Source organism: Gammaproteobacteria bacterium (assembly GCA_016765075.1).
Lineage (GTDB): Bacteria > Pseudomonadota > Gammaproteobacteria.
In genome coordinates this window covers 14,439-35,516 of record JAESQP010000055.1, presented here as the reverse complement: position 1 = coordinate 35,516, position 21,078 = coordinate 14,439, and the positions used below count along the sequence as shown (strand labels likewise).

The 21,078-nt window shown below is 47.3% G+C and carries 22 protein-coding genes, 1 tRNA gene and 2 pseudogenes; 21 read left to right on the top strand and 4 right to left on the bottom strand.

Features of this window, described 5'->3' with window-relative positions:
- Window positions 1-112: pseudogene (locus JKY90_03395) on the top strand (hypothetical protein).
- A gap of 136 nt (window positions 113-248) precedes the next feature.
- Here the strand turns inward: JKY90_03395 and JKY90_03390 are convergent.
- A complete protein-coding gene (locus tag JKY90_03390; GenBank protein MBL4851311.1) occupies window positions 249-1,124 on the bottom strand; it encodes an SDR family oxidoreductase in 876 nt (291 codons plus the stop codon).
- Entirely contained in the window at window positions 1,105-2,892 is a 1,788-nt protein-coding gene (locus tag JKY90_03385; GenBank protein ID MBL4851310.1) for an ABC transporter ATP-binding protein/permease, read from the bottom strand. The genes JKY90_03390 and JKY90_03385 overlap by 20 nt, the downstream gene beginning before the upstream one ends.
- A 120-nt stretch (window positions 2,893-3,012) precedes the next feature.
- Between JKY90_03385 and JKY90_03380 the strand changes: the two genes are divergently transcribed.
- The 20 genes from JKY90_03380 to JKY90_03285 all read left to right on the top strand — a co-directional run bounded on the left by JKY90_03380 (window position 3,013) and on the right by JKY90_03285 (window position 18,921).
- Complete coding sequence (locus tag JKY90_03380; protein MBL4851309.1) at window positions 3,013-3,390, top strand: zinc ribbon domain-containing protein; 378 nt, start codon at window positions 3,013-3,015, stop codon at window positions 3,388-3,390.
- A gap of 270 nt (window positions 3,391-3,660) precedes the next feature.
- Window positions 3,661-5,448 (top strand): aspartate--tRNA ligase, encoded by a 1,788-nt coding sequence (aspS, locus tag JKY90_03375; GenBank protein MBL4851308.1) that lies wholly within the window; start codon window positions 3,661-3,663, stop codon window positions 5,446-5,448.
- 214 nt (window positions 5,449-5,662) lie between these two features.
- Window positions 5,663-6,763 carry a quinolinate synthase NadA gene (nadA, locus tag JKY90_03370; protein ID MBL4851307.1) on the top strand — a complete coding sequence of 367 codons (1,101 nt, stop codon included), beginning with the start codon at window positions 5,663-5,665 and terminating at the stop codon, window positions 6,761-6,763.
- Window positions 6,764-6,785: 22 nt separating this feature from the next.
- Window positions 6,786-7,427, top strand: a complete 642-nt coding sequence (locus JKY90_03365) for an alpha/beta fold hydrolase (protein MBL4851306.1) — start codon at window positions 6,786-6,788, stop codon at window positions 7,425-7,427.
- 76 nt (window positions 7,428-7,503) lie between these two features.
- A complete protein-coding gene (locus JKY90_03360) occupies window positions 7,504-8,253 on the top strand; it encodes a YebC/PmpR family DNA-binding transcriptional regulator (protein ID MBL4851305.1) in 750 nt (249 codons plus the stop codon).
- A complete protein-coding gene (ruvC, locus tag JKY90_03355; protein MBL4851304.1) occupies window positions 8,253-8,768 on the top strand; it encodes a crossover junction endodeoxyribonuclease RuvC in 516 nt (171 codons plus the stop codon). Before JKY90_03360 ends, ruvC begins: the two co-directional genes overlap by 1 nt.
- 7 nt (window positions 8,769-8,775) lie before the next feature.
- Complete coding sequence (gene ruvA, locus JKY90_03350; protein ID MBL4851303.1) at window positions 8,776-9,378, top strand: Holliday junction branch migration protein RuvA; 603 nt, start codon at window positions 8,776-8,778, stop codon at window positions 9,376-9,378.
- An 18-nt stretch (window positions 9,379-9,396) separates the two neighbouring features.
- Window positions 9,397-10,455, top strand: a complete 1,059-nt coding sequence (ruvB, locus tag JKY90_03345; GenBank protein MBL4851302.1) for a Holliday junction branch migration DNA helicase RuvB — start codon at window positions 9,397-9,399, stop codon at window positions 10,453-10,455.
- Window positions 10,456-10,601: 146 nt separating this feature from the next.
- Complete coding sequence (gene tolQ / locus JKY90_03340) at window positions 10,602-11,276, top strand: protein TolQ (GenBank protein ID MBL4851301.1); 675 nt, start codon at window positions 10,602-10,604, stop codon at window positions 11,274-11,276.
- 9 nt (window positions 11,277-11,285) lie between these two features.
- Window positions 11,286-11,726 (top strand): protein TolR, encoded by a 441-nt coding sequence (tolR, locus tag JKY90_03335; protein MBL4851300.1) that lies wholly within the window; start codon window positions 11,286-11,288, stop codon window positions 11,724-11,726.
- Window positions 11,727-11,732: 6 nt separating this feature from the next.
- Complete coding sequence (tolA, locus tag JKY90_03330; GenBank protein MBL4851299.1) at window positions 11,733-12,767, top strand: cell envelope integrity protein TolA; 1,035 nt, start codon at window positions 11,733-11,735, stop codon at window positions 12,765-12,767.
- Window positions 12,768-14,072, top strand: coding sequence for a Tol-Pal system beta propeller repeat protein TolB (gene tolB, locus JKY90_03325; GenBank protein ID MBL4851298.1), 1,305 nt, complete (start codon window positions 12,768-12,770; stop codon window positions 14,070-14,072).
- 18 nt (window positions 14,073-14,090) lie between these two features.
- Complete coding sequence (pal, locus tag JKY90_03320; GenBank protein ID MBL4851297.1) at window positions 14,091-14,681, top strand: peptidoglycan-associated lipoprotein Pal; 591 nt, start codon at window positions 14,091-14,093, stop codon at window positions 14,679-14,681.
- A gap of 10 nt (window positions 14,682-14,691) precedes the next feature.
- The gene (gene ybgF, locus JKY90_03315) at window positions 14,692-15,450 is read left to right on the top strand and encodes a tol-pal system protein YbgF (protein MBL4851296.1); all 759 of its coding nucleotides are present in this window, start codon (window positions 14,692-14,694) and stop codon (window positions 15,448-15,450) included.
- Between the two features lie 51 nt (window positions 15,451-15,501).
- On the top strand, window positions 15,502-16,155 hold the full coding sequence (gene queE / locus JKY90_03310) for a 7-carboxy-7-deazaguanine synthase QueE (protein MBL4851295.1): 654 nt from the start codon (window positions 15,502-15,504) through the stop codon (window positions 16,153-16,155).
- A complete protein-coding gene (queC, locus tag JKY90_03305; GenBank protein MBL4851294.1) occupies window positions 16,152-16,841 on the top strand; it encodes a 7-cyano-7-deazaguanine synthase QueC in 690 nt (229 codons plus the stop codon). The genes queE and queC overlap by 4 nt, the downstream gene beginning before the upstream one ends.
- 53 nt (window positions 16,842-16,894) lie before the next feature.
- Window positions 16,895-16,970, top strand: a tRNA-Lys gene (locus JKY90_03300).
- A gap of 166 nt (window positions 16,971-17,136) precedes the next feature.
- A complete protein-coding gene (locus JKY90_03295; protein ID MBL4851293.1) occupies window positions 17,137-17,265 on the top strand; it encodes a hypothetical protein in 129 nt (42 codons plus the stop codon).
- A gap of 518 nt (window positions 17,266-17,783) precedes the next feature.
- Window positions 17,784-18,353 carry a GNAT family N-acetyltransferase gene (locus JKY90_03290; protein MBL4851292.1) on the top strand — a complete coding sequence of 190 codons (570 nt, stop codon included), beginning with the start codon at window positions 17,784-17,786 and terminating at the stop codon, window positions 18,351-18,353.
- 97 nt (window positions 18,354-18,450) lie between these two features.
- The gene (locus JKY90_03285; protein MBL4851291.1) at window positions 18,451-18,921 is read left to right on the top strand and encodes a TerB family tellurite resistance protein; all 471 of its coding nucleotides are present in this window, start codon (window positions 18,451-18,453) and stop codon (window positions 18,919-18,921) included.
- A gap of 216 nt (window positions 18,922-19,137) precedes the next feature.
- On the opposite strand, the pseudogene JKY90_03280 reads toward JKY90_03285, so the two are convergent.
- A pseudogene (locus JKY90_03280) lies at window positions 19,138-19,430 on the bottom strand (GIY-YIG nuclease family protein).
- 113 nt (window positions 19,431-19,543) lie between these two features.
- On the bottom strand, window positions 19,544-21,076 hold the full coding sequence (locus JKY90_03275) for a M48 family metallopeptidase (GenBank protein ID MBL4851290.1): 1,533 nt from the start codon (window positions 21,074-21,076) through the stop codon (window positions 19,544-19,546).
- Window positions 21,077-21,078: the final 2 nt, after the last annotated feature.

Here is a 21,078-nt window from a genome sequence, read left to right as displayed (position 1 = left end):
AGTCACTATGAAATGGTGGAATGACCTTTGGTTAAATGAGAGTTTTGCCACTTATATGGCCTCTTTAGCCCTCTATGAGGCCACTGAATTCAAAGAGGCCTGGCGTGGTTTCAATGGCACAAAGCAGTGGGCCTATTGGCAAGATCGCGCCCGAAGGAAGTGCCCCCGTGTCAAGCACGGGGCAGGCTCTTGGGGTACAACGAAGAGTTGGAAGATTTCAGCCGCCAAGGTCGTGTTCCACGAATTGATCAGAGGCTCCCAAGTATTTTATCCAGCAATCGGCTTGGCAGGATACGTTTTAATAGAGCAAATAAGTAGGTTGGAAAAGTCACGGCATAATGATTTTTTGGTCGGCGACTTTCCAGCGCGTGGATGACTTTTTTTACTACGGCATCAGGAGGTAGTGTAAACGGTACTGCTGCCCCTGCTTTTTGTAAACGTTCCACCATAGCTTGATAGATTTTTTTGTGGAAGCTATTTTCTGCATTGATGTTTTTTTGGTACATGGCTAGAGAGTTGGCACGAAAACGCGTGCTAATCGGGCCTGGTTGAATTGAAGAGACGTAAATACCACTGCCCTGCAATTCCAGGCGTAGCGTATCGTTAATGCCTTCCAGAGCATATTTGCTAGCGTTATAAGCACCACGGTATTTTAGCGCGATAAAGCCAAGTATTGAACTGCATTGAATAATGCGACCATAGCCTTGTTTGCGCATAATAGGTATCACCAGGTTGGTGAGTTCCACGGTGCCAAAAAGATTAGTCTCAAATTGTTGGCGCAAGACATCACGGCTTAAATCTTCGACTGCACCGGGTTGGCCATACGCTCCGTTATTAAACAAGGCATAAAGTTCGCCATTGGTTTGCGCTAAAACTTGTTGTAGTGCGTTTTGAATAGAGTCGCTATGAGCAAGGTCGAGTTGCACTGTGTTGAGTCCTTCTCTTTTTAATTTCTCAACATCTTCCATTTTGCGTGCGCTGGCGAAAACACGGTAGCCGCGCTTAGATAAGCTTTTGGCAGTGGCGTAGCCAATACCGCTAGAGCAACCCGTAATCAGTATGCTACGTGCCCCCACGCCTTCGCGGGGGCAGGCTCTCGGAGTGTTATGTATCGATGCTGTCATCACTGCTATGTTTCTTTTCTTCCTGTTGCAATTGCCACATGTGATCGTAGTGCCCCTTCATGGCGAGTAGTTGCTGGTGCGTGCCACGTTCGATGATACGGCCTTTTTCCATAACCAGTATTTGATTGGCGCTGATAATAGTAGACAGGCGGTGGGCGATAACCAGTGTTGTATGGTTGGTGGAAACTTCGGTCAAGGCACTTTGAATGGCGCGTTCGGATTTTGAGTCTAATGCTGAGGTGGCTTCATCAAATACTAATATTTTAGGGTTCTTTAAGATCGTGCGGGCAATGGCCACACGTTGTTTTTCGCCGCCTGATAATTTCAGTCCGCGTTCGCCAACCATAGTGTCATAACCATCAGGCATGGATTCAATGAACTCATGGATATGAGCAAGTTTGGCTGCTTCAAAAATTTCATTACGCTCGGCATCAGGTTTGGCGTAGGCAATATTGTAATAAATGGTATCGTTAAATAACACAGTGTCTTGTGGCACGATGCCAATATTGTTGCGCAAACTATGTTGTGTGACATGACGAATATCTTGACCATTAATAGTGATGGCGCCATCATTGACATCGTAAAAGCGGAACAGCAGACGTACTAGCGTTGATTTGCCTGATCCGCTGGTGCCGACTACTGCTACGGTGTGACCAGCAGGAATTTTAAAATCGATATCGAACAGTATTTGTCGTTCTGTCTGATAAGAAAAATTGATCTTTTTAAACGCTACACTGCCATTGGCAATATCAAGGTCATTGGCATCGTCTTTGTCTTCAATTTCCTGATGTTTGTTGAGCAAGGTAAACATCTTTTCCATGTCGGTGAGCGAGTTTTTGATCTCGCGATAAACAAAACCGAGAAAATTAAGCGGGATAAAGAGCTGTAATAGATAGGCGTTAATCAGCACGAAATCACCGAGCGTTAATTCCTCTTTAACGATGCCATCACTAGCGAGAAAGAGCAGGGCGGTAATGCCTATGGTGATAATTGCGCCTTGCACCATATTCAATAGCGATAAGGAACTTTGACTTTGTATGGCGGCTTTTTCCCACACCATCATGTTTTCATCGTAACGTTGGCTCTCAAAGTCTTCGTTACCAAAGTATTTAACGGTTTCGTAATTAATCAGGCTATCGATGGCCTTGGTATTAGCTTTGGAGTCCATTTCGTTCATGGTGCGGCGAAATTTTAAGCGCCATTCGGTAATCACCAACGTTAAGGTGATGTAAATGCTAACGGTGACAAAGGTAATAATGGCAAAGATAGGGTCGTAATAAATCAATAAAATGACCGTGACCAGGCCAATTTCGAGTAATGTTGGCAAGATGTTAAACAGCATAAAGTTGAGCACAAAGCTGATGCCTCGGCTGCCACGTTCGATATCACGCGAAACTCCGCCTGTTTGGCGTTCAAGATGAAAACTTAAGGCTAGGGTGTGAAGATGACGAAACACTTTGATAGCAATGCGTCTAATGGCGCGTTGCAGTACTTTGGCAAAGATCAGGTCACGCAATTCGCCAAAGATAGCGGCTATTAGCCTGACGAGGCCATAGCCCATAAGCAGCCCGACAGGCAAAGCGATAAGGATGTTTTGGCTGCGGTCGAGAGCGTCGACGATCTCTTTGAGTATCAGTGGCAGGCCGACACTGGCCAGTTTGGCAACGACCAGGAAGGCCATGGCGAGTATGACGCGAGCGCGGAATTCCCATAAAAAAGGCAGTAGGCTAGCGAGTGTATGCCAGTTTTTTCGGCGTGATTCGGGCATGTCGGTGCTACCTGGCTATTATTTTGTGGGAGGCTGATATGGCTATTTTGGGGGTTTCCCCGTCCTTTGTATATAATGATCAGCTAACTTCAAATAATATTGAATACCGCCGAGGTTGTTATGCCGTTTTACGAGTACCAATGCCAGTCCTGTGGACACCAATTGACCAAAATGCAAAAAGCTAGCGCTGATGCGCTGACCGATTGCCCGGAATGCAATAAGCCAGAACTTCAGAGGTTAGTCTCTGCGCCACGTATTTCTAAGGGTGACACCTGGCTTAAGTCACCAACGCTGGGTCGTCACAACAAAGAAAGTTTTATGGATAACGATGCCAAGTATTCCAAACAAATGCATGATGACGAATACAATAGTAAGACTCTGGGGCCGCCAAAGCCGCCTCATGGTTCTGATCCCACTGACCCAAAAGGTATTCGTTTTAAAGATGATCCATCGCCAAAGCCTGTAGCCAGTACAACGAAGCAGCCCAAGGGAGCGTAGCGCTCTGAGGGCTCCTTGGGAGCCTCTGATGTGTCATGGAACACGACTTTGGATCTGAAATCTTCCAACTCTTCGGCGCCAATCTTGCCAATAGCCCCGCTATTGACTGCGATTTGCGTCTTGATCTGAAATATTTTAGGCACAATCTCGCTGTCCCAGACACATCAGAAGCTCCCTTGGTGTTGCGCTAAATGATTGCGCGCCGTACCATCATCGCCGATCACTTTAAGCAAGTTTTTTACTCTTACTATTTACCTAAAGGAAGCCGTGATGCGTAGCCATTACTGCGGCGAACTCAACGCCTCTAATATAGACCAACAAGTCAGCCTGTGTGGCTGGGTACATAACCGCCGCGATCATGGCGGCGTGATCTTCGTTGACCTGCGTGATCGTGATGGCTTAACCCAGATCGTTTTTAACCCTGATAATATCGATAGCTTTGCTATTGCCGAGCGCGTGCGCAGTGAATTTGTCTTAAAGGTCGAAGGTATCGTTCGTCGTCGTCCTGAAGGTACTGAAAACTCAGGCTTGGCGACGGGTGAGATTGAAGTGCTCAATCAACGTGTCACGATTTTAGCCAGCTCCGATGTGCCAGCGATACCCGTCGATGACGAAACCGAAGTGAGTGAAGATAATCGTCTGCGTTATCGCTATCTCGATTTGCGTCGCTCAATGATGCAAAATCGTTTGCGCAAACGCTCAGAGCTGACGAATAGCTTGCGTAATTGGTTGGCTGATGAGGGGTTTTTAGAAATCGAAACGCCGATTTTGACTAAATCGACACCCGAAGGTGCGCGTGATTACTTGGTGCCAAGTCGCACACATCAAGGCGAATTCTTTGCGCTGCCGCAATCGCCACAGTTGTTTAAACAATTGTTGATGATGTCGGGCATGGATCGTTATTACCAAGTTGCACGTTGTTTTCGCGACGAAGACCTACGTGCTGACCGGCAACCAGAATTTACCCAGCTCGATATCGAATTATCCTTTGTTGACGAGGACACCATCATGACCATGATGGAAGAAATGATTCGTCAGGCTTTTGCCAAGGTTATGAATATACCATTACCAAACCCGTTTCCACGCATGCCGTATGACGAAGCCATGCAGCGTTTTGGTAGTGATCGCCCTGATTTACGTGTATCACTGGAACTCATCGAAGTCAGCGATTTAATGCGCGATGTTGAGTTCAAAGTCTTTTCCGGGCCAGCGAAAAACCCCAATGGTCGTGTCGCTGCGCTGCGCGTACCGCAAGGCGGCAAACTCAGCCGCAAAGACATTGATGGCTATACCAAGTATGTGGGTCAGTACGGTGCCAAAGGTTTGGCCTATATTAAGGTCAATGAGATCGCCAAAGGCGTCGAAGGGTTGCAATCACCGATTCTGAAATTCTTGCCTGACGATATCGTCATGCAAATCATGTCAGCAACCGAGGCGGCCGATGGCGACATTGTTTTCTTCGGCGCCGATAAAGCCAAAGTGGTTAATGAAGCTTTGGGTGCATTACGCGTTAAAGTTGGTCATGACCTTGGTTTGGTAGAAGAGGGTTGGCAGCCATTATGGGTCACCGAATTTCCCCTATTTGAAGCCGATGATGCAGGCGGTTGGCATGCACTGCACCATCCGTTTACCGCGCCATCAGTCGATAGTATCGACCAGCTCAAGGCCGACCCCGGCGCCGCCAAATCTCGCGCCTATGACATGGTTCTCAATGGTACGGAGCTCGGTGGCGGCTCTATTCGTATTCACGACACCGCGATGCAATCAGCCGTATTGGAATTGCTCGGTGTCGGTGAAGCAGAAGCCAAAGAGAAATTTGGCTTCTTGCTCGATGCCTTGCGCTACGGTTGTCCGCCACACGGTGGACTGGCCTTTGGCCTGGATCGCCTTGCTATGCTGATGCTGGGTGCCAACTCAATACGCGATGTGATCGCCTTTCCAAAAACACAAAGTGCCAGTTGTTTGTTAACGGACGCGCCGAGTTTGGTGGCGCCTGAACAGCTGCGAGAACTGGGCGTAAAGTTGGCGAAAAAACCGAGTGTTGAAGATCAAGGATGAGTATAACTACTTACCCCTGGCTCGAATGAAAGTAGCCATTCGTCATTCCGGCTAAAAGACTGCTGGAATGACGGACACTGGGTCTGCGCCAAGGTGGGTGAGTAGTTATGGATGAGCAGACTAAAACGCCTATTTTTAGGTTAAGCTAAGATTAAGCGATTGTTTTATATAATGTTTTATTTATCCTCACAGATATAGGCCGACAGGTGTTTTGATGACAACAGCCCTACCCGTACAGCAGTTTAGTGAGTTAGACGTGGCAACGTGTGATGAGCGCATTGGCGTAGCAAAGGCCAAGTTGGGTGATAAGCTGGTTATTCTTGGTCACCATTACCAGCGTGATGAAGTCTATCGTCATGCCGATGTCACTGGCGATTCGCTCAAGCTGTCACAGTATGCAGCCAAGTCACAAGCTGACTACATTGTCTTTTGTGGCGTCAACTTTATGGCCGAAGTCGCCGATGTGTTATCGCGTCCTGATCAAATCGCCATGTTGCCTGATTTGGCTGCCGGTTGTTCCATGGCAGATATGGCCAATCTTGCTCAAGTTGAGCGCGCATGGCGCGAGTTGGCAACGGTACTTGATCCTGATGAAACCATTACACCCGTTACCTATATTAATTCTGCTGCTGACCTAAAAGCGTTTTGCGGTCGTCATGGCGGTATTGTTTGTACCTCAACCAATGCCAGTGATGTTATCGACTGGAGTTTTAAACAGCGTGAAAAGGTGCTGTTCTTCCCCGATGAGCATTTAGGCCGTAATACCGCTGATCGTATGGGCATTCCCTTTGATAAAATGGCGGTGTGGGACTATAACCAGCCTATGGGCGGTTTAACACCAGACGAAATTCGCAACGCCAAAGTGTTGTTATGGAAAGGCTTTTGTTCAGTGCATCAAATGTTTAAAGCAAAACACATTGATGCTTTTTTAGCCAAATACCCGAATGCCAAAATTATTGCCCATCCCGAGGCTAGCTATGAAGTCTGCCAGCGTGCCGATGAAGTTGGCTCGACTGAATATATTATCAATACTGTTAACGCCTCACCAGCTGGAACACGTTGGTTGGTAGCGACGGAATTGAACCTAGTCAATCGCCTTAACGAGCAGAACCCAGACAAAGATGTGCACTTTATGTCACCCATGATCTGCATGTGTTCAACCATGTTTCGTATTAATCCACAGCAATTATTGTGGGTGTTAGAAAACCTGGTCGCAGGCAATGTCGTTAATCGCATTACAGTGCCAGCAGAAGAGGCCGAGTATGCACGTTTAGCACTGCAACGCATGTTTGATGTGTCAGTGGCGCTTGACTAAAATTTCATAGCCTCTAAACGCTGTGGCTGAATTACAAGGTGGTGTCGTCGTCCTCACTCACGGCGTATTAATGAGTGGCGGCATTATGTCGCGGTTGCAAACGCATATCGAACGTGCAGGTTGGCAGACTGCCATCTTTAACTACCCCTCACGAACAAAAACGGTTGCTGAAAACGCGCAAGCTTTAGCCTGGTTTTTGCGTAAGTTTCGTGGCCAAGCCATTTATCTTGTTGCGCACAGTTTGGGTGGTCGTGTCTGTTTAACGTGTTTACAAGACCATCCAGAGTTTAATGTGCGACGTTTTATTGCTATCGGCACGCCGTTTTTGGGCAGTGATGTGGCCAAAACCCTGTCTCGCTATCAACTTGGGCGTTGGCTATTGGGCGAAAGCATTGCTGAGGGTGGCCTGACCACTGTTGCGGCTGATTGGCAAGGTGAGGCAGATATTGGCGTGATTGCTGGGTCTTCCCGGGTAGGCGTGGGTTTTATCACAGGCGGGCTACGGCGACCGCATGATGGCACGGTCACCGTGGCATCGACCAAACTGCCTGGCCTGGCTGACCATACTGTTGAGCCGCATTCGCACACCTTATTGCTTTATTCTGAATATGTGGCGATCCAAGTTATCCATTTTATTGATCACGGCTTTTTTAAACAGGATTAGATCTTGTTCCCCCCTTAATCAAGATGGCTAGCAATGGTAAGCTTGTCTAATTATTCAATAAGCTAAAGAAGAGTTCATGGCCGGACACAGTAAATGGGCGAATATTCAGCATCGCAAGGGCGCGCAAGATAAAAAGCGCGGCAAAGTTTTCACCAAATTAATTCGAGAAATTACTGTTGCAGCACGTGCAGGCGGCGGTGATGTGGCGGCTAACCCACGGCTGCGTCTGGCGATCGATAAGGCGCTCGCTGCCAACATGACTAAAGATACAATTGAACGTGCGGTCAAACGTGGTTCAGGTGATATCGATGGTGAAAATTACGAAGAAGTGCGTTATGAGGGCTACGGCCCAGGTGGTACAGCAGTATTGGTCGATTGTATGACCGATAACCGTAATCGCACCGTGGCTGAAGTGCGTCATGCTTTTAGCAAGCATGGCGGCAATCTTGGTACGGCGGGTTCAGTGGCTTATCTTTTTAGCCAAATTGGGGTGCTGATCTACCCACCAAAAAGCGATGAAGAAGCAATTATGGAGCAGGCGCTCGAAGCCGGTGCCGAGGATGTGGTAAACCAGGATGATGGTTCAATCGAAGTGGTCACTAGCGCTGAAGATTTTGCCAGTGTCAGCGCCGTCATGACAACAGCAGGTCTTGCGCCAGCGATGGCCGAGGTGACCATGCGTGCCTCGGTCGCAGCAGGCCTGGATTTTAGTGGAGCTGAAAGTCTAATGAAGTTAATTGACCGATTGGAAGATCTCGATGATGTGCAAGATGTTTATTCTAATGCCGAGATTTCTGACGAGATCATGGCTCGCCTGGATAGTTAGTGCGCGTACTAGGTATTGACCCTGGCTCACGCATTACCGGTTACGGTATCATCGAGGTGAGCGGTAGTAATAGCCGCTACATTGATTGTGGTTGTATTCGCACGGGCGAGGCTACGCTGCCACAGCGTTTAAAAATTATTTTTGCCAGCCTTAGCGAGATTATTGCTGATATGCAGCCTGACACAGTAGCGATCGAATCAGTGTTTATGAATCGCAATGCGGACTCAGCCTTGAAGTTAGGGCGCGCGCAAGGCGCGGCTATGTGTGCGGCCGTTAGTCAGGATCTGGATGTAACCGAATATACCCCGGCGCAAGTGAAACAAGCCGTGGTGGGTAAAGGTAATGCCGCCAAAGAACAAATTCAGCACATGGTGAAAATATTGCTGGGTCTGTCTAAAAGCCCACAGGCCGATGCCTCTGATGCTTTGGCTGTTGCGCTAACGCATATTCATACCAGCCAGACGCTAAATAAAATTAAGCAAGTGAGTGCGGCACGACAAGGACGTATGCGATGATTGCCCAATGATTGCACAACTGCGTGGTAAATTGTTAAGCAAGCAGCCACCGGCAATATTGTTAGATGTCAATGGTGTCGGTTATGAAGTGCAAGCGCCAATGTCGACTTTTTACGTCTTGCCTGCCATTGATCAAGAGATTGTAATCCATACACATATGGTGGTGCGCGAAGATGCGCAGCTACTTTATGGCTTTGCCAGTTTGCAAGAACGCGCTTTGTTTCGAAACTTGATCAAGGTCAATGGCGTCGGCGCTAAATTAGCCCTGACGATTCTCTCTGGTGTTTCAGTGAGTGACTTTAAGCACTATGTCATGGAGGATAACAGCGCAGCTTTAATACGTTTGCCTGGTATTGGTAAAAAAACCGCCGAGCGTTTAATCATCGAAATGCGTGACCGTATGGGTGATGTTGTAGGTGAGGGTGGCGCATCTGCACCATCGGCAGCCACGTCGGGTGTTGCTGATAGTCCGCTGGCCGATGCCGTTAGCGCCTTGATTGGTTTGGGCTATAAACCACAAGATGCCAGCCGTATGGTGCGGCAGATCGATGATGATGGCCTGGCTAGCGAAGAGATTATTCGTCGTGCCTTGCAGCTGGCGATTGCCTAGGGATGTTCTACTGAATTCATGAATGAACATATCGAATCTGACCGGCTTATTAACGCTGATGCGACTAACGAAGAGCGCCGCATTGAGCTATCAATACGGCCACGTAGTTTAGCCGAGTATGTTGGCCAGCCCGTTGTCTGTGAACAGATGGAGATTTTTATCGAGGCCGCACGTCGTCGTGGTGGCGCACTCGATCATACCTTGGTATTTGGTCCGCCAGGCTTGGGCAAAACCACGCTGGCACACATTATTGCCGCAGAAATGGGTGCCAACATCCGCGAGACCTCTGGCCCGGTGTTAGAGAAGGCCGGTGACTTGGCGGCCATGTTGACTAATCTTGAACCACATGATGTGCTATTTATCGATGAGATACGTCGTCTGAGCCCGGCCATTGAAGAAATTTTGTATCCAGCAATGGAAGATTATCAGCTCGATTTAATGATTGGTGAAGGGCCGGCTGCACGTTCAATCAAATTGGATTTGCCGCCGTTTACTCTGGTTGGCGCGACGACACGTGCAGGCATGTTGACCTCTCCCTTGCGTGATCGTTTTGGTATCGTGCAACGGCTTGAGTTTTATTCAAAAGAAGACCTGTGTTTTATCGTTGGCCGTTCGGCGGATATTTATGCTGTGCCAATGGCGCCGCAAGGTGCCGATGAGATTGCGTGTCGCTCACGTGGTACACCGCGTGTTGCTAATCGTCTATTACGACGCGTACGCGATTATGCTGAGGTTAAGGCAGATGGGCGTATAAACCGTGAAATTGCTGCGGCAGCGCTCGACATGCTCAAAGTTGATGCTAATGGGTTTGATGCCATGGATCATCGTTTACTTGAAGCCATTGTCAAAAAATTTGACGGTGGTCCAGTGGGTGTTGATAGCCTGGCTGCGGCTATTGGTGAAGAACGCAGCACAATAGAAGATGTTTTGGAGCCGTATTTAATTCAGCAGGGCTTTATGATGCGTACCTCGCGTGGTCGTGTTGCAACACAGAGTAGCTATCATATGTTTGGGTTAAACGCCCCCTCGGGGGGTAATGCGCCAAAACAGACTGAGCAACCGGCATTGGAGCTCTAAGTAACAGAGTTTGTTTTGTCGGCAGGTGTTTCATGAAAATACGGACAGCGGTAGTGTTGTTTATCACGCTACATTTAATGTTGATGGAGCAAGTGCGAATTGCGTTCTTGTACTATGAAAAGACTAATGATTGAGGAGCGTGTCGAGTGAATACTGATATGTCGCTGATTGCTCTGGTCGCAGAGGCCAGTGTTGTCGTGCAGTTGGTTATGTTGGTGTTGGTGCTGGCATCGATGGCATCATGGAGCATTATTTTTCATAAGGCGCGTGCAGTCAAAAAAGCCACCAAAGCTGCTGATGATTTCGAAGGCAGCTTTTGGTCTGGCGGTGAGCTCAATACCCTTTATAGAAAACTGACATCCAGTAATAAGCAATCGCATGGCATGGAGGCCATGTTCGAATCTGGCTTTAAAGGTTTTTTGCGTTTGCGTAAGCAACAAAACGCCGACCCGGAAGCGATGGTTGAAGCGGCGCAGCGTGCTATGCGTGTCACCATGAGCAAAGAGATTGATGCGCTTGAGCGCAATCTGCCGTTTCTCGCCACTGTGGGTTCGACCAGCCCGTATATTGGCTTGCTCGGTACAGTTTGGGGCATTATGAACTCCTTTCGCGCATTGGGTAATGTGCAGCAAGCAACGCTTGCTATGGTGGCACCGGGTATTGCTGAAGCACTGATTGCTACTGCGATGGGACTATTTGCTGCAATTCCTGCGGTGATTGCCTTTAATCATTACAACACCGATGTTGAGCGATTGATCAGTCGTTACGATAATTTCATGGAAGAATTCGCCAGCATTCTTCATCGTCAAGCACACGTATAGGCTGCACAGATGCGTCGCCATAAACGCAAACCGCCGATGTCAGCAATTAATGTTGTGCCGTATATCGACGTCATGTTGGTCTTGCTTATTATTTTTATGATTACAACACCTTTGCTGCAGCAAGGCGTTGAGGTCGATTTACCGTCCGCTGCTGCGAACCCTATTGAGAGTGATGAGGGCGCTGGCGATAGCCTGGTAGTCAGTGTCGATGCGCAAGGAAATTATTATCTCAACACGGGTGATGACGCCGACCAGCCCAAGTCAGGCAATGAAATAAAGCTCTCCGTCATGGCTGTGTTAAAGCATAAGCCCGCGACAAAGATTTTTTTGGCAGGTGACAAAGAAGTCAATTACGGCGCTGTTGCGGGGGCAATGGTATTGCTAAAGCAAGCCGGTGTGCCCAACATAAATATTTTAACTGATCCGCCTGAACAACAAGACCAACAATAGCGAATCATGTCAGGGTTTTACGAAAAATTCAGTGCCTTAATACTGGCGGTAGTAGTACATCTTCTCATCGGTGCGGCATTAGTGTTTGGTTTTGACCGTAGCACACCCATATCCAAGCCCATGGCGCGTGAGCACGTTGAAACTATTAAAGGCACTGTCGTTGATGCGTCGGCTTTTCAGGCTCAGCTTGATAAGCTTAAACAGCGAGAAATAGACAAACAGCAAGCGGAAATCGACAAGCAGAGAAAATTAGAAGACGCTGTGAAAAAAGCAGAAAAAGCGAAACACAAAGCACTCGTTGAGAAAAATAAGGCTGAGCAAGAGGCCAAAAAACTTGCCGAGAAAAAAGTGACTGAAGAAAAACGTTTGGCTGAATTAGCGGTTAAACGTAAGGCAGAAGAAAAAGCACAACGCAAAGCCGAGCAGGCAAAGAAAGAAGCTGAGGTCGCGAAAAAGAAAGTTGAACTGGAAGCTAAAAAAATAGCCGAACAGAAAGCACTTGAAGAAAAAAAACTGGCAGAGCTAGAAGCCAAACGTAAAGCAGAGGAAGTCGCTAGGCAGAAGGTCGAAGCGGAAAAGCGCAAGGCTGACGAAGCTAGAAAGCAAGCAGAGGCTGAAGCGGCACGCAAAAAAGCGGCTGTTGAGGCAAAGCGTAAAGAACAAAAGGCAGCACACGAAGCAGAAGAGCAGCACTTACGTGACCAATTGTTAGAAAGCGAAGGCATTGGCCTGGAAAATGAGAACCAAAGCCAATTACAGATATTGCAACAACGATATGAAAACGATATTAGGCAAAAAATACAGGCATCGTGGTTGCGCCCAGCTAATTTTCAGGTGGGTTGGGAGTGTAAGGTGTTTGTTAAGCAAGGTCCTGGTGGTATTGTGCTTAGCGCGAATGTTGTTGAGGGGGCTTGTGATGGCAATGAGCAATTTCGTACTTCTGTTGAAAATGCGGTATATCGTGCAGACCCACTGCCGCCACCTGAAGACTCAAGCCTTTTTAAGCGCGAGTTGAACCTAACGTTTAGACCGGAAAATTAAATGAAATCATTGAAATATATTGTTATTGGTTTAGTGGTGGCTGTGTTGACTACACCTGCGTGGTCGAAACCCTTGGAGATTGAAATAACCCAAGGTATTGATAGCGCCTTACCGATCGCAATAGTGCCATTTGGTTGGGATAGTGCGACGGTAATACCGCTTGATGTGGCGGCAATTGTGACCAGTGATTTGCAACGTAGTGGCCTGTTTGAAGCGATCGATGACAGTGATTTTTTATCGACACCGACGGCAATCGATGATGTTAAATTTCGTGATTGGCGTTTGTTGAATGCCAGCAATCTCATTATTGGTAATGTCACCGTAGAAGCAGATGTGTATGTGATTGAGTTTTACGTATTTGATGTCTTCAAAGGTAAAAAACTAACCGGCTATGCCTTACGTGCGAACAAGCATAGTTTACGTAATGCTGCGCATCAGGTTAGCGACATCGTTTACGAAGCGCTTACGGGTCAGCCGGGAGCCTTTGCGACACGCATTGCTTATATTTCTGTTGCTGAAAATGCGGGTAAGAAACGCTATTCTTTGCAAGTGTCAGATGCCGATGGCTTTAATCCACAATCGCTGCTGAACTCGCCCGAACCTATTTTGTCGCCAAGCTGGTCGCCTGATGGCAGCCAGATTGCCTATGTGTCTTACGAAGAGCGTCGCCCGCGTATTTATATGCAGGATGTGGTAACAGGCCAGCGTGAGGTGATTTCATCCTTTCCTGGGCTCAATAGTGCGCCGGTTTTCTCGCCCAATGGTAAAAAACTCGCCCTGGTACTGTCCAAGGATGGTAATCCGGATATTTACGTGATGGATATAGCGAGTCGGGATTTAAAGCGTTTAACGACAAGCTCCGCCATTGAAACCGAACCGACCTGGTCGCCTAATGGCAAGACACTGGCCTTTACCTCGGATCGTGGTGGTAGCCCACAGATTTATCGGGTTTCTGTCAGCGGTGGTCGCAGTGAACGCCTGACATTTGAAGGCAAATATAATGCCCGGCCACGTTTTTCGCCGAATGGTGAGTATTTAGCGATGGTCCATGTTGGCAATAACAGTGGTGGTGCCTACCGTATCGCCGTACTTGATATGGATATTGGCACGTTACGGGTGTTAACCGAAGGTCGGCTGGATGAGTCGCCAAGCTTTTCGCCAAATGGTAGCATGATCATCTACGCAACCGAGCAGCAGGGTCGTGGCGTGCTTGCTGCCGTGTCGACAGATGGACGAGTACATCAACGTTTGAGTATTGAAGACGGCGATACCCGGGAGCCAGTGTGGTCTCCTTTTAAAAATTAGTGTCAGAGAGGATAAATGATGATTAAAACGATGAATCGATGGTTGTTGGCGACGTTAGTTTTGGCTATGGCTGCATGTGCATCTACCAAACAGTCAGGTGATGATGTACCTATTGAAGACCGTCAGCCTTCTGAATTTTCAACAGAGAATGGTGGGGATGGCTTTTCAGTGAATGGTATCGGTGATAATGGTGATGTCATTGGCAGTGAAACCAGTGGCATTGGCAGCGAGGGTGCTGCTTCGCTGGCAGCGCTTGAAGACCCGGACAGTCCACTTGCCGAACGCATTATTTATTTTGCTGTCGATTCCAATGTCATTGGTAATGAATACACGGCTATGATTGAGGCGCATGCTCGTTTTTTGGCTGAAAACCCGGATGTGAATGCTATTCTCGAAGGACATACCGATGAGAGTGGTACGCGTGAATATAACCTTGCTCTTGGCGAACGTCGAGCCAAGTCCGTGCGTGATTTTTTGCTTCTACAGGGTGCTTCATCAAGCCAGATCGAAACCATCAGTTATGGTGAAGAACGCCCTGCTCAGTTTGGTCAAGATGGGACATCTTGGGATCAGAATCGTCGTGTAGAGATTCTCTATGGCAATCGTTAGAATATAAGTAATGTTATATCGTTGTTTAGCTGTTACAAGTCTTTTCTTGGCTGCGTGTTTAATCAGTTCGCTGGCGGTCGCTGATGAAGCTGCTTTGGAGCAAAGAATTGCACGCCTGGAGCGCGCGTTTGAATCGCAACCATTGGTTGAAATGTTGCGTCGACTAGAAGCGCTGCAGCAAGATGTGCAGCAGATACGTGGTGAACAGGAGCAGTTAAACTACAGCATAGAAGGCATTAAAAAACGCCAGCGTGATCTATACCTTGACATAGACCAACGTTTGGCGGCATTAGAAGCGTCTGCTGTGAGTAGCCGTGGGACAAGTAAGCCAGCAATAAATAATGTGCCTGATGGTAGCAGCACAGCAGCGACTACGGATGATCGTAAAGAGCTGTCAGAGTATCAAGGTGCTTTCGAGATTTTGCGTGCACGTCGTTACGACGATGCGATTATTGCGTTTCAATCTTATGTCGAGCGTTACCCTGATGGAAAATACGCTGCCAACGCCAAATATTGGTTGGGTGAAGCCAATTATGTGTCGCGGCGTTTCCCTGTTGCGATTGAACAGCTCAATAAGGTCTTAAAAGATCACCCTAAAAGTAACAAAGTGCAGGACGCACTATTGAAAATCGGGTTTTCTTACTATGAGCTAAAACAGTGGCCAGAGGCGCGCACGAGCTTGCAAAGGCTAGTCGATGTTTACCCAAATACAACCGCAGGTAAGCTTGCGCTTAAACGACTCGATCAGATGGATGCTGATGGGCGTTAGATGCTATTCTTTTAGTTATTAATCAGGGCGTCCTTTTTAATGCGGCCTGTCATGTCTGCTGCTAAAACTAACTTGCGTATCTCCGAGATATTCTATTCGCTGCAAGGCGAGGCCAGAGACGTTGGTTTCCCCACGGTTTTTATTCGTTTAACGGGTTGCCCCTTGCGTTGCGTTTGGTGTGATACCGAATACGCATTTCATGGTGGTGAGACATTAGATTTTGACGCGATTCTGTCTCGAGTTGCCACCTTTAATACACGACGAGTGACTGTCTCTGGTGGTGAGCCGCTGGCACAAACACAATGTATCGATTTGTTGCAACAGCTGTGTGACGACAACTATCAGGTCTCGCTTGAAACCAGCGGCGCGATGGATGTATCCAAGGTTGATCGGCGGGTGGTGAAAGTGGTAGATGTTAAGCCGCCAGGGTCAGGTGAAAGCAGCAAAAATCGTCTTGAGAATTTTCAATTTTTAAATAAAAATGATCAACTAAAATTTGTTATTAGTCATCGTGAAGATTATGATTGGTCGTTGCAGTTTATTGACCAGCATAACTTGTCGCAATATTGCGACATTCTATTTTCACCCGTATATCAAGTGATGCCTACCACAGATTTGGCTGATTGGTTGCTGGCAGACCAGCGTAATATTCGTTTGCAAATACAACTGCATAAGTATTTATGGGGCGAGGTTGCTGGAACATGACAGCTCAGGCGGTTGGTGATGGCGCTATCGTCTTGCTATCAGGCGGCCTTGATTCGGCCACTGTCTTGGCTGATGCCCTAGAGCAGGGCTATCAGGTCTATACATTGAGCTTTGATTATGGTCAACGCCATTACAGCGAGCTCAATGCAGCACGTCAACTCGCGCAGAATTCAAAGGTGGTTGAACATCGCGTAATGGATCTCAATGCGTTGGGAGCATTAGGCGGCTCGGCGTTAACGGATAAAACCATCTCAGTGCCTGAACAAGGCGGCGCTGCAATACCGGTGACCTATGTGCCGGCGCGTAATACCGTGTTTTTATCTTATGCTCTGGCTTGGGCCGAGGTTCTGCGAGTCAATGATGTCTTTATTGGTGTCAATGCAGTGGATTACTCCGGTTACCCAGATTGCCGACCAGAATTTATACAGGCGTTTGCAGATATGGCTAATCTAGCAACCAAGGTGGCAGTCGAGGGTCAGTCATTTCGCCTACATACCCCGCTCATTGACATGAGCAAGGCCGAAATCATCTGTCGTGGTAACGAGCTGGGCGTTGATTACAGCCTCACAGTGTCGTGCTATCAAGCTGATTCTAAGGGGTATGCTTGTGGCCACTGTGATGCGTGCCGTTTGCGTGCGGAGGGGTTTCGTGTTGCTGAAATACCTGACCCAACACGATATTGCTAGCTAAGCCTTGTTTTATCTGGCTTTTTTAGTAGAATGGCGCGTTCCCTCACGATGGGTCGTTAGCTCAGTTGGTAGAGCACCGGACTTTTAATCCGATGGTCATAGGTTCAAATCCTATACGACCCACCATTTTTCCCTTCTTTCTTATCCATTGTTTATTCTTCTCTGGCTAGACGCAGTGCTGCTCTGCGTGCATCGTGTTTAACCATGAGTTTCATTTCGACCTCCAATTAACCCAGGCACATCAGAGATTCCTTAAAAGCGTTTCAAAGGTTTAGAAGTTATTGCAGAAGGTGTGGAAGAAAAAAGCCAACTCGCTTTTTTAGCCCATCACGGTTGTAATTTTGCGCAAGGTTTTTATTTTGGCAGACCAATGTTATTCGAAGATTTAGTCAATATACTAAAGAATGCGCAAGCAGTTTGAGCGATACATCGTCAACAATCTTGTTGTAAGTATTTTTTGGTTGCCACGCTCCAGCATGGTAACGAGGGAAACGTCATTCCTGCGTAGAGCCTGCCCCGCGCTTAACACGGGGCAGGAATCCATATCTAAAGAGTGCTGTTTTTCTTGCTGGTGAGTATATAAACACAAGGTTGTTTGGTCATAAGCGAGATTGTCTGGATTCCCGCCTGCGCGGGAATGACGTCGTGGTAAAGCGGGAAGACGGCGCAGTGAACAGGCGGGTAAAGCGATAGACTTGTGTTCCATACATTGCGCTTATTACTCGAAATCGCCTTGATGAAGCCACTTAATCGCGCCATCAACTACTAACGTCATTCCTGCGCAGAGCCTGCACCGTGTTAAGCACGGGGCAGGAATCCATACCTAAAGAATCTCCTGGTACACATCGCTCCAGCCCAGGTTTCTTAGCTACGCTTTAGTTAATCTCATACTTTATAGTACAATCAGAAATCCTCCGGACTTATTTTAGAACCCCCCTGTTGAATATTGAGTTAAAGCCATTTGAACTTGCTGACATCAACCGTCTTTTGTCATGGCTTGATGCAGCGTCCTCTCGAGACAAAAATGAGCTGCTATTAAGCTGGGCTGGACCTTTCTTTGAATTTCCGTTGACGCAGAATCAGTGCCAGCAGTATTGGCAGACGTCGCAGGGTGATCCACCGAGTCGTTTGATATTCAAGGCCGTGGATAACGACAGTGGTGACGTGGTTGGTCACATAGAACTGGATGGCTTTGATGCTGAAAACCAGTCTGCTTTTATTTCTCGCGTGTTGGTTGGTGTTGATGCTCAGCGTGGCAAGGGAATCGGCCGATCAATTGTATTGCAACTTATTAATATGGCATTTTCCCAGTTAGCGCTGCATCGTCTTGCCGTTGGCGTGATGGATTTTAATACCACTGCAATCCGTTGTTATGAGAAATGTGGTTTTAAATATGAAGGACGATATCGTGATATTGTTAGATATGAAGATAAATACTATTCCGTAGTTACCATGAGCTTGCTACGAAACGAGTGGCAGCAAGCAGCGGGTCAGCCTTTTGATTGTTGATCAATTTTTTAAGTTGACGGGGTTTATGCAGAGCCAATATCAGCCATCGTGCTTAGAGCTGATATGATAGCAAGCCACACTTTTTTCGGATAATACGATGCTAAGCAAGGTAAAAACGTTCTTTAATCAGCATTTTTCAGTTGTTGTAGAAGCGACAATAGATAAAGAGCATGAACGACGGCTTGCCGCCGCGACATTATGTGTCGAGGTAATGCGAGCAGATTATCAGGTTAATTCTGAAGAGCTGAAATCAATATTATTGTCTTTGCAAGATAGCTTTGATTTGACGGCTGAAGAAGCCAAAGAACTGTTGGGTTTGGCTGAGGTATCAGCTGATGAGGCGACATCTTTGTACCCGTTTACACGTTTGATTAATGCGGAATATTCGTTGCCGCAAAAAATTGATGTGGTCGAAATGTTATGGCGAGTCGCATTGTCAGATAATGATAAAGATAAATATGAAGAACATTTAGTACGTCAGGTGGCAGATCTGCTTTATGTGCCACACCAGGATTTTATACAAGCACGTCATCGCGCCGAAGCCGCTATGTTACCGTCAACACGCTAAGGAACCTCTTGTATGTCTGAAAATGATAACTCAGACGCTACCTAATTTATCATTTTCAGACATACAAGAGGTTCCCTGGTTTATTTATTGTTCGCTTAAGTTTTTTTTGGGTAGATACAGGCTTGGGTTTTCGCGGCCTCTTCAGTATCTGAAATTTTTATTCGTCATTCCTGCGCAGAGCCTGCCCCGTGTTAAGCACGGGGCAGGAATCCATTTCTAAAGTATCTCCTCATATAGATCACCCCAGTCTGGGTTATTATTCTCGATAAGCTTGATTTTCCATTTACGTTTCCACTTCTTCAAAGTGTTTCTCACGAGTGATTGCAGCCCCCCATAGTTTCATGTTGTTCGTAATAAAGCAGGTAGTAAACATTATATTTTTGAGTGAACCCTGGCGCCTGATTATTTTTGTGCTGCCATATACGTTGGGCTAGATTGCTGGTGACACCGACATAGAGCGTTCCGTTTTTCTTGCTGGCAAGTATGTAAACGCAAGGTTGTTTGTGCATAAGCTAAGTATGCGTGGATTCCCGACTGCGCGGGAATGACATGGTAGTTTCTATGAATTCACCAAGGGAACCTTTTGTATGTTAGGACTGGTGTGTCCTAAATAAAACCGAGTTTAGCCTTTTTCATCTTGCTTTGGTTGTAGTTGTTCCAGGCGTGCTTCAATACGCTGTGCCGCTAGATTGTCTTGTCGTTCAGCGAGCTTTACAGCAATTTCAAGTTGCTCTATAGCGCCGCTGTTGTTGCCGCTAAGCAGGTAGTATTCAGCCAGTGCTTCATGGGCTTCTATGGTCGCGCCAGTTTTACCTAAGGCTTGCGCCAATAGTTTGTAGGTTAAGGCAAACTGCACGCCAGAGGCACGTTGAGGTTGGCTTCGGCGCAGGTGTGTTTGCAGTAGTTTACGTGCATCTTGCGCCTTGTTTGCAAGCAGTAATGCTTTGGCATAGTTCAAGGTGACTGCGTGATTGTGTGGGTTTAGCTCAAGGCTGCCAGCAAGTAGTTTGATTGCGCCAGTATTGTTATTATCGCCGAGTTCAACTTTAGCCAGGGCGCTGACATAGTGATTGTCGTCCGGTGACTGTGCTAGCAGGGTATTTAATATTTTGCGTGCTTTGCTGTACTGACCACGTTGAGTTAGCGCTAATGCATAACCATATTGCGTGCTGGTGCTGGCATTTTTTTTGTTTGCTTCTGACTCAAACTGGCGCAGGATATTTTTTTTATCATCTGCTAGCAGTACCCGTAATCGCGCTTTGATTAATTGAAAATATTCGCTATCTTTGCGGCCAAGCTCTTTATGTTGATTGGTGTATTGATCGGCGCGAGCACGTGAATCTGCGATGCGCGATTGCGTCACTGGGTGGGTACGTAAAAACTCAGGCAGAGAGCTTTTGTTGACTCGTGAGATTTGTTCGAGACGACCAAAGAAGTCTGCCATAGCGCCAGGGTTAATGTTCGATCGTGCCAGGATGGTAATGCCTGCGCGATCGGCTTCTTTTTCATTGGCGCGTGTAAAGTTAATGGATGACTGTGCTGACCCTGCTACGACTGTTGCGACTGCTGCGGTTGCCGCTTGTCCATTACCACTAGCGCCAAGCAGAATTGCTGCTAATAAAGCAGCCGTATTGAGTGGTGTTGATTTTGTTTGCGCCTCGATGGCGCGAGCAATATGGCGTTGAGTAATATGCGCAATTTCATGTGCAAGAACAGAGGCTAGTTCGCCCTCATTACGTGCGGCAAATATTAAGCCACTGTGTATGCCAATGTAGCCCCCGGGTGCAGCAAAGGCATTAACAGTTGGGTCGTCAACGACAAAAAAGAGATAGGGCTGAAATGGATTGTCACTGTTAGAGACAAGTGATAACCCCAGTGCGCGTAAGTATTGATTTATTTCCGGATCGTCAACCAGGGTGACAGATTGTTGTAGCCGACGATAAAACTGGGCGCCGATTTGGTGTTCATCTGTTGGCGTCAGAATACGTCCGGCAGCGTCACCAATATCGGGCAAATTTTCAGCGTGACTGTTCATGCAGACCGCTAAGGTCAGTAGCATTGCCAATATGAGTGTTGGTTTGGTCATTACTTTCATGCGTATAATATAGCGGATAGCACGGTTAAATCGTGTATCAATATGTATCATATTAGTCATTA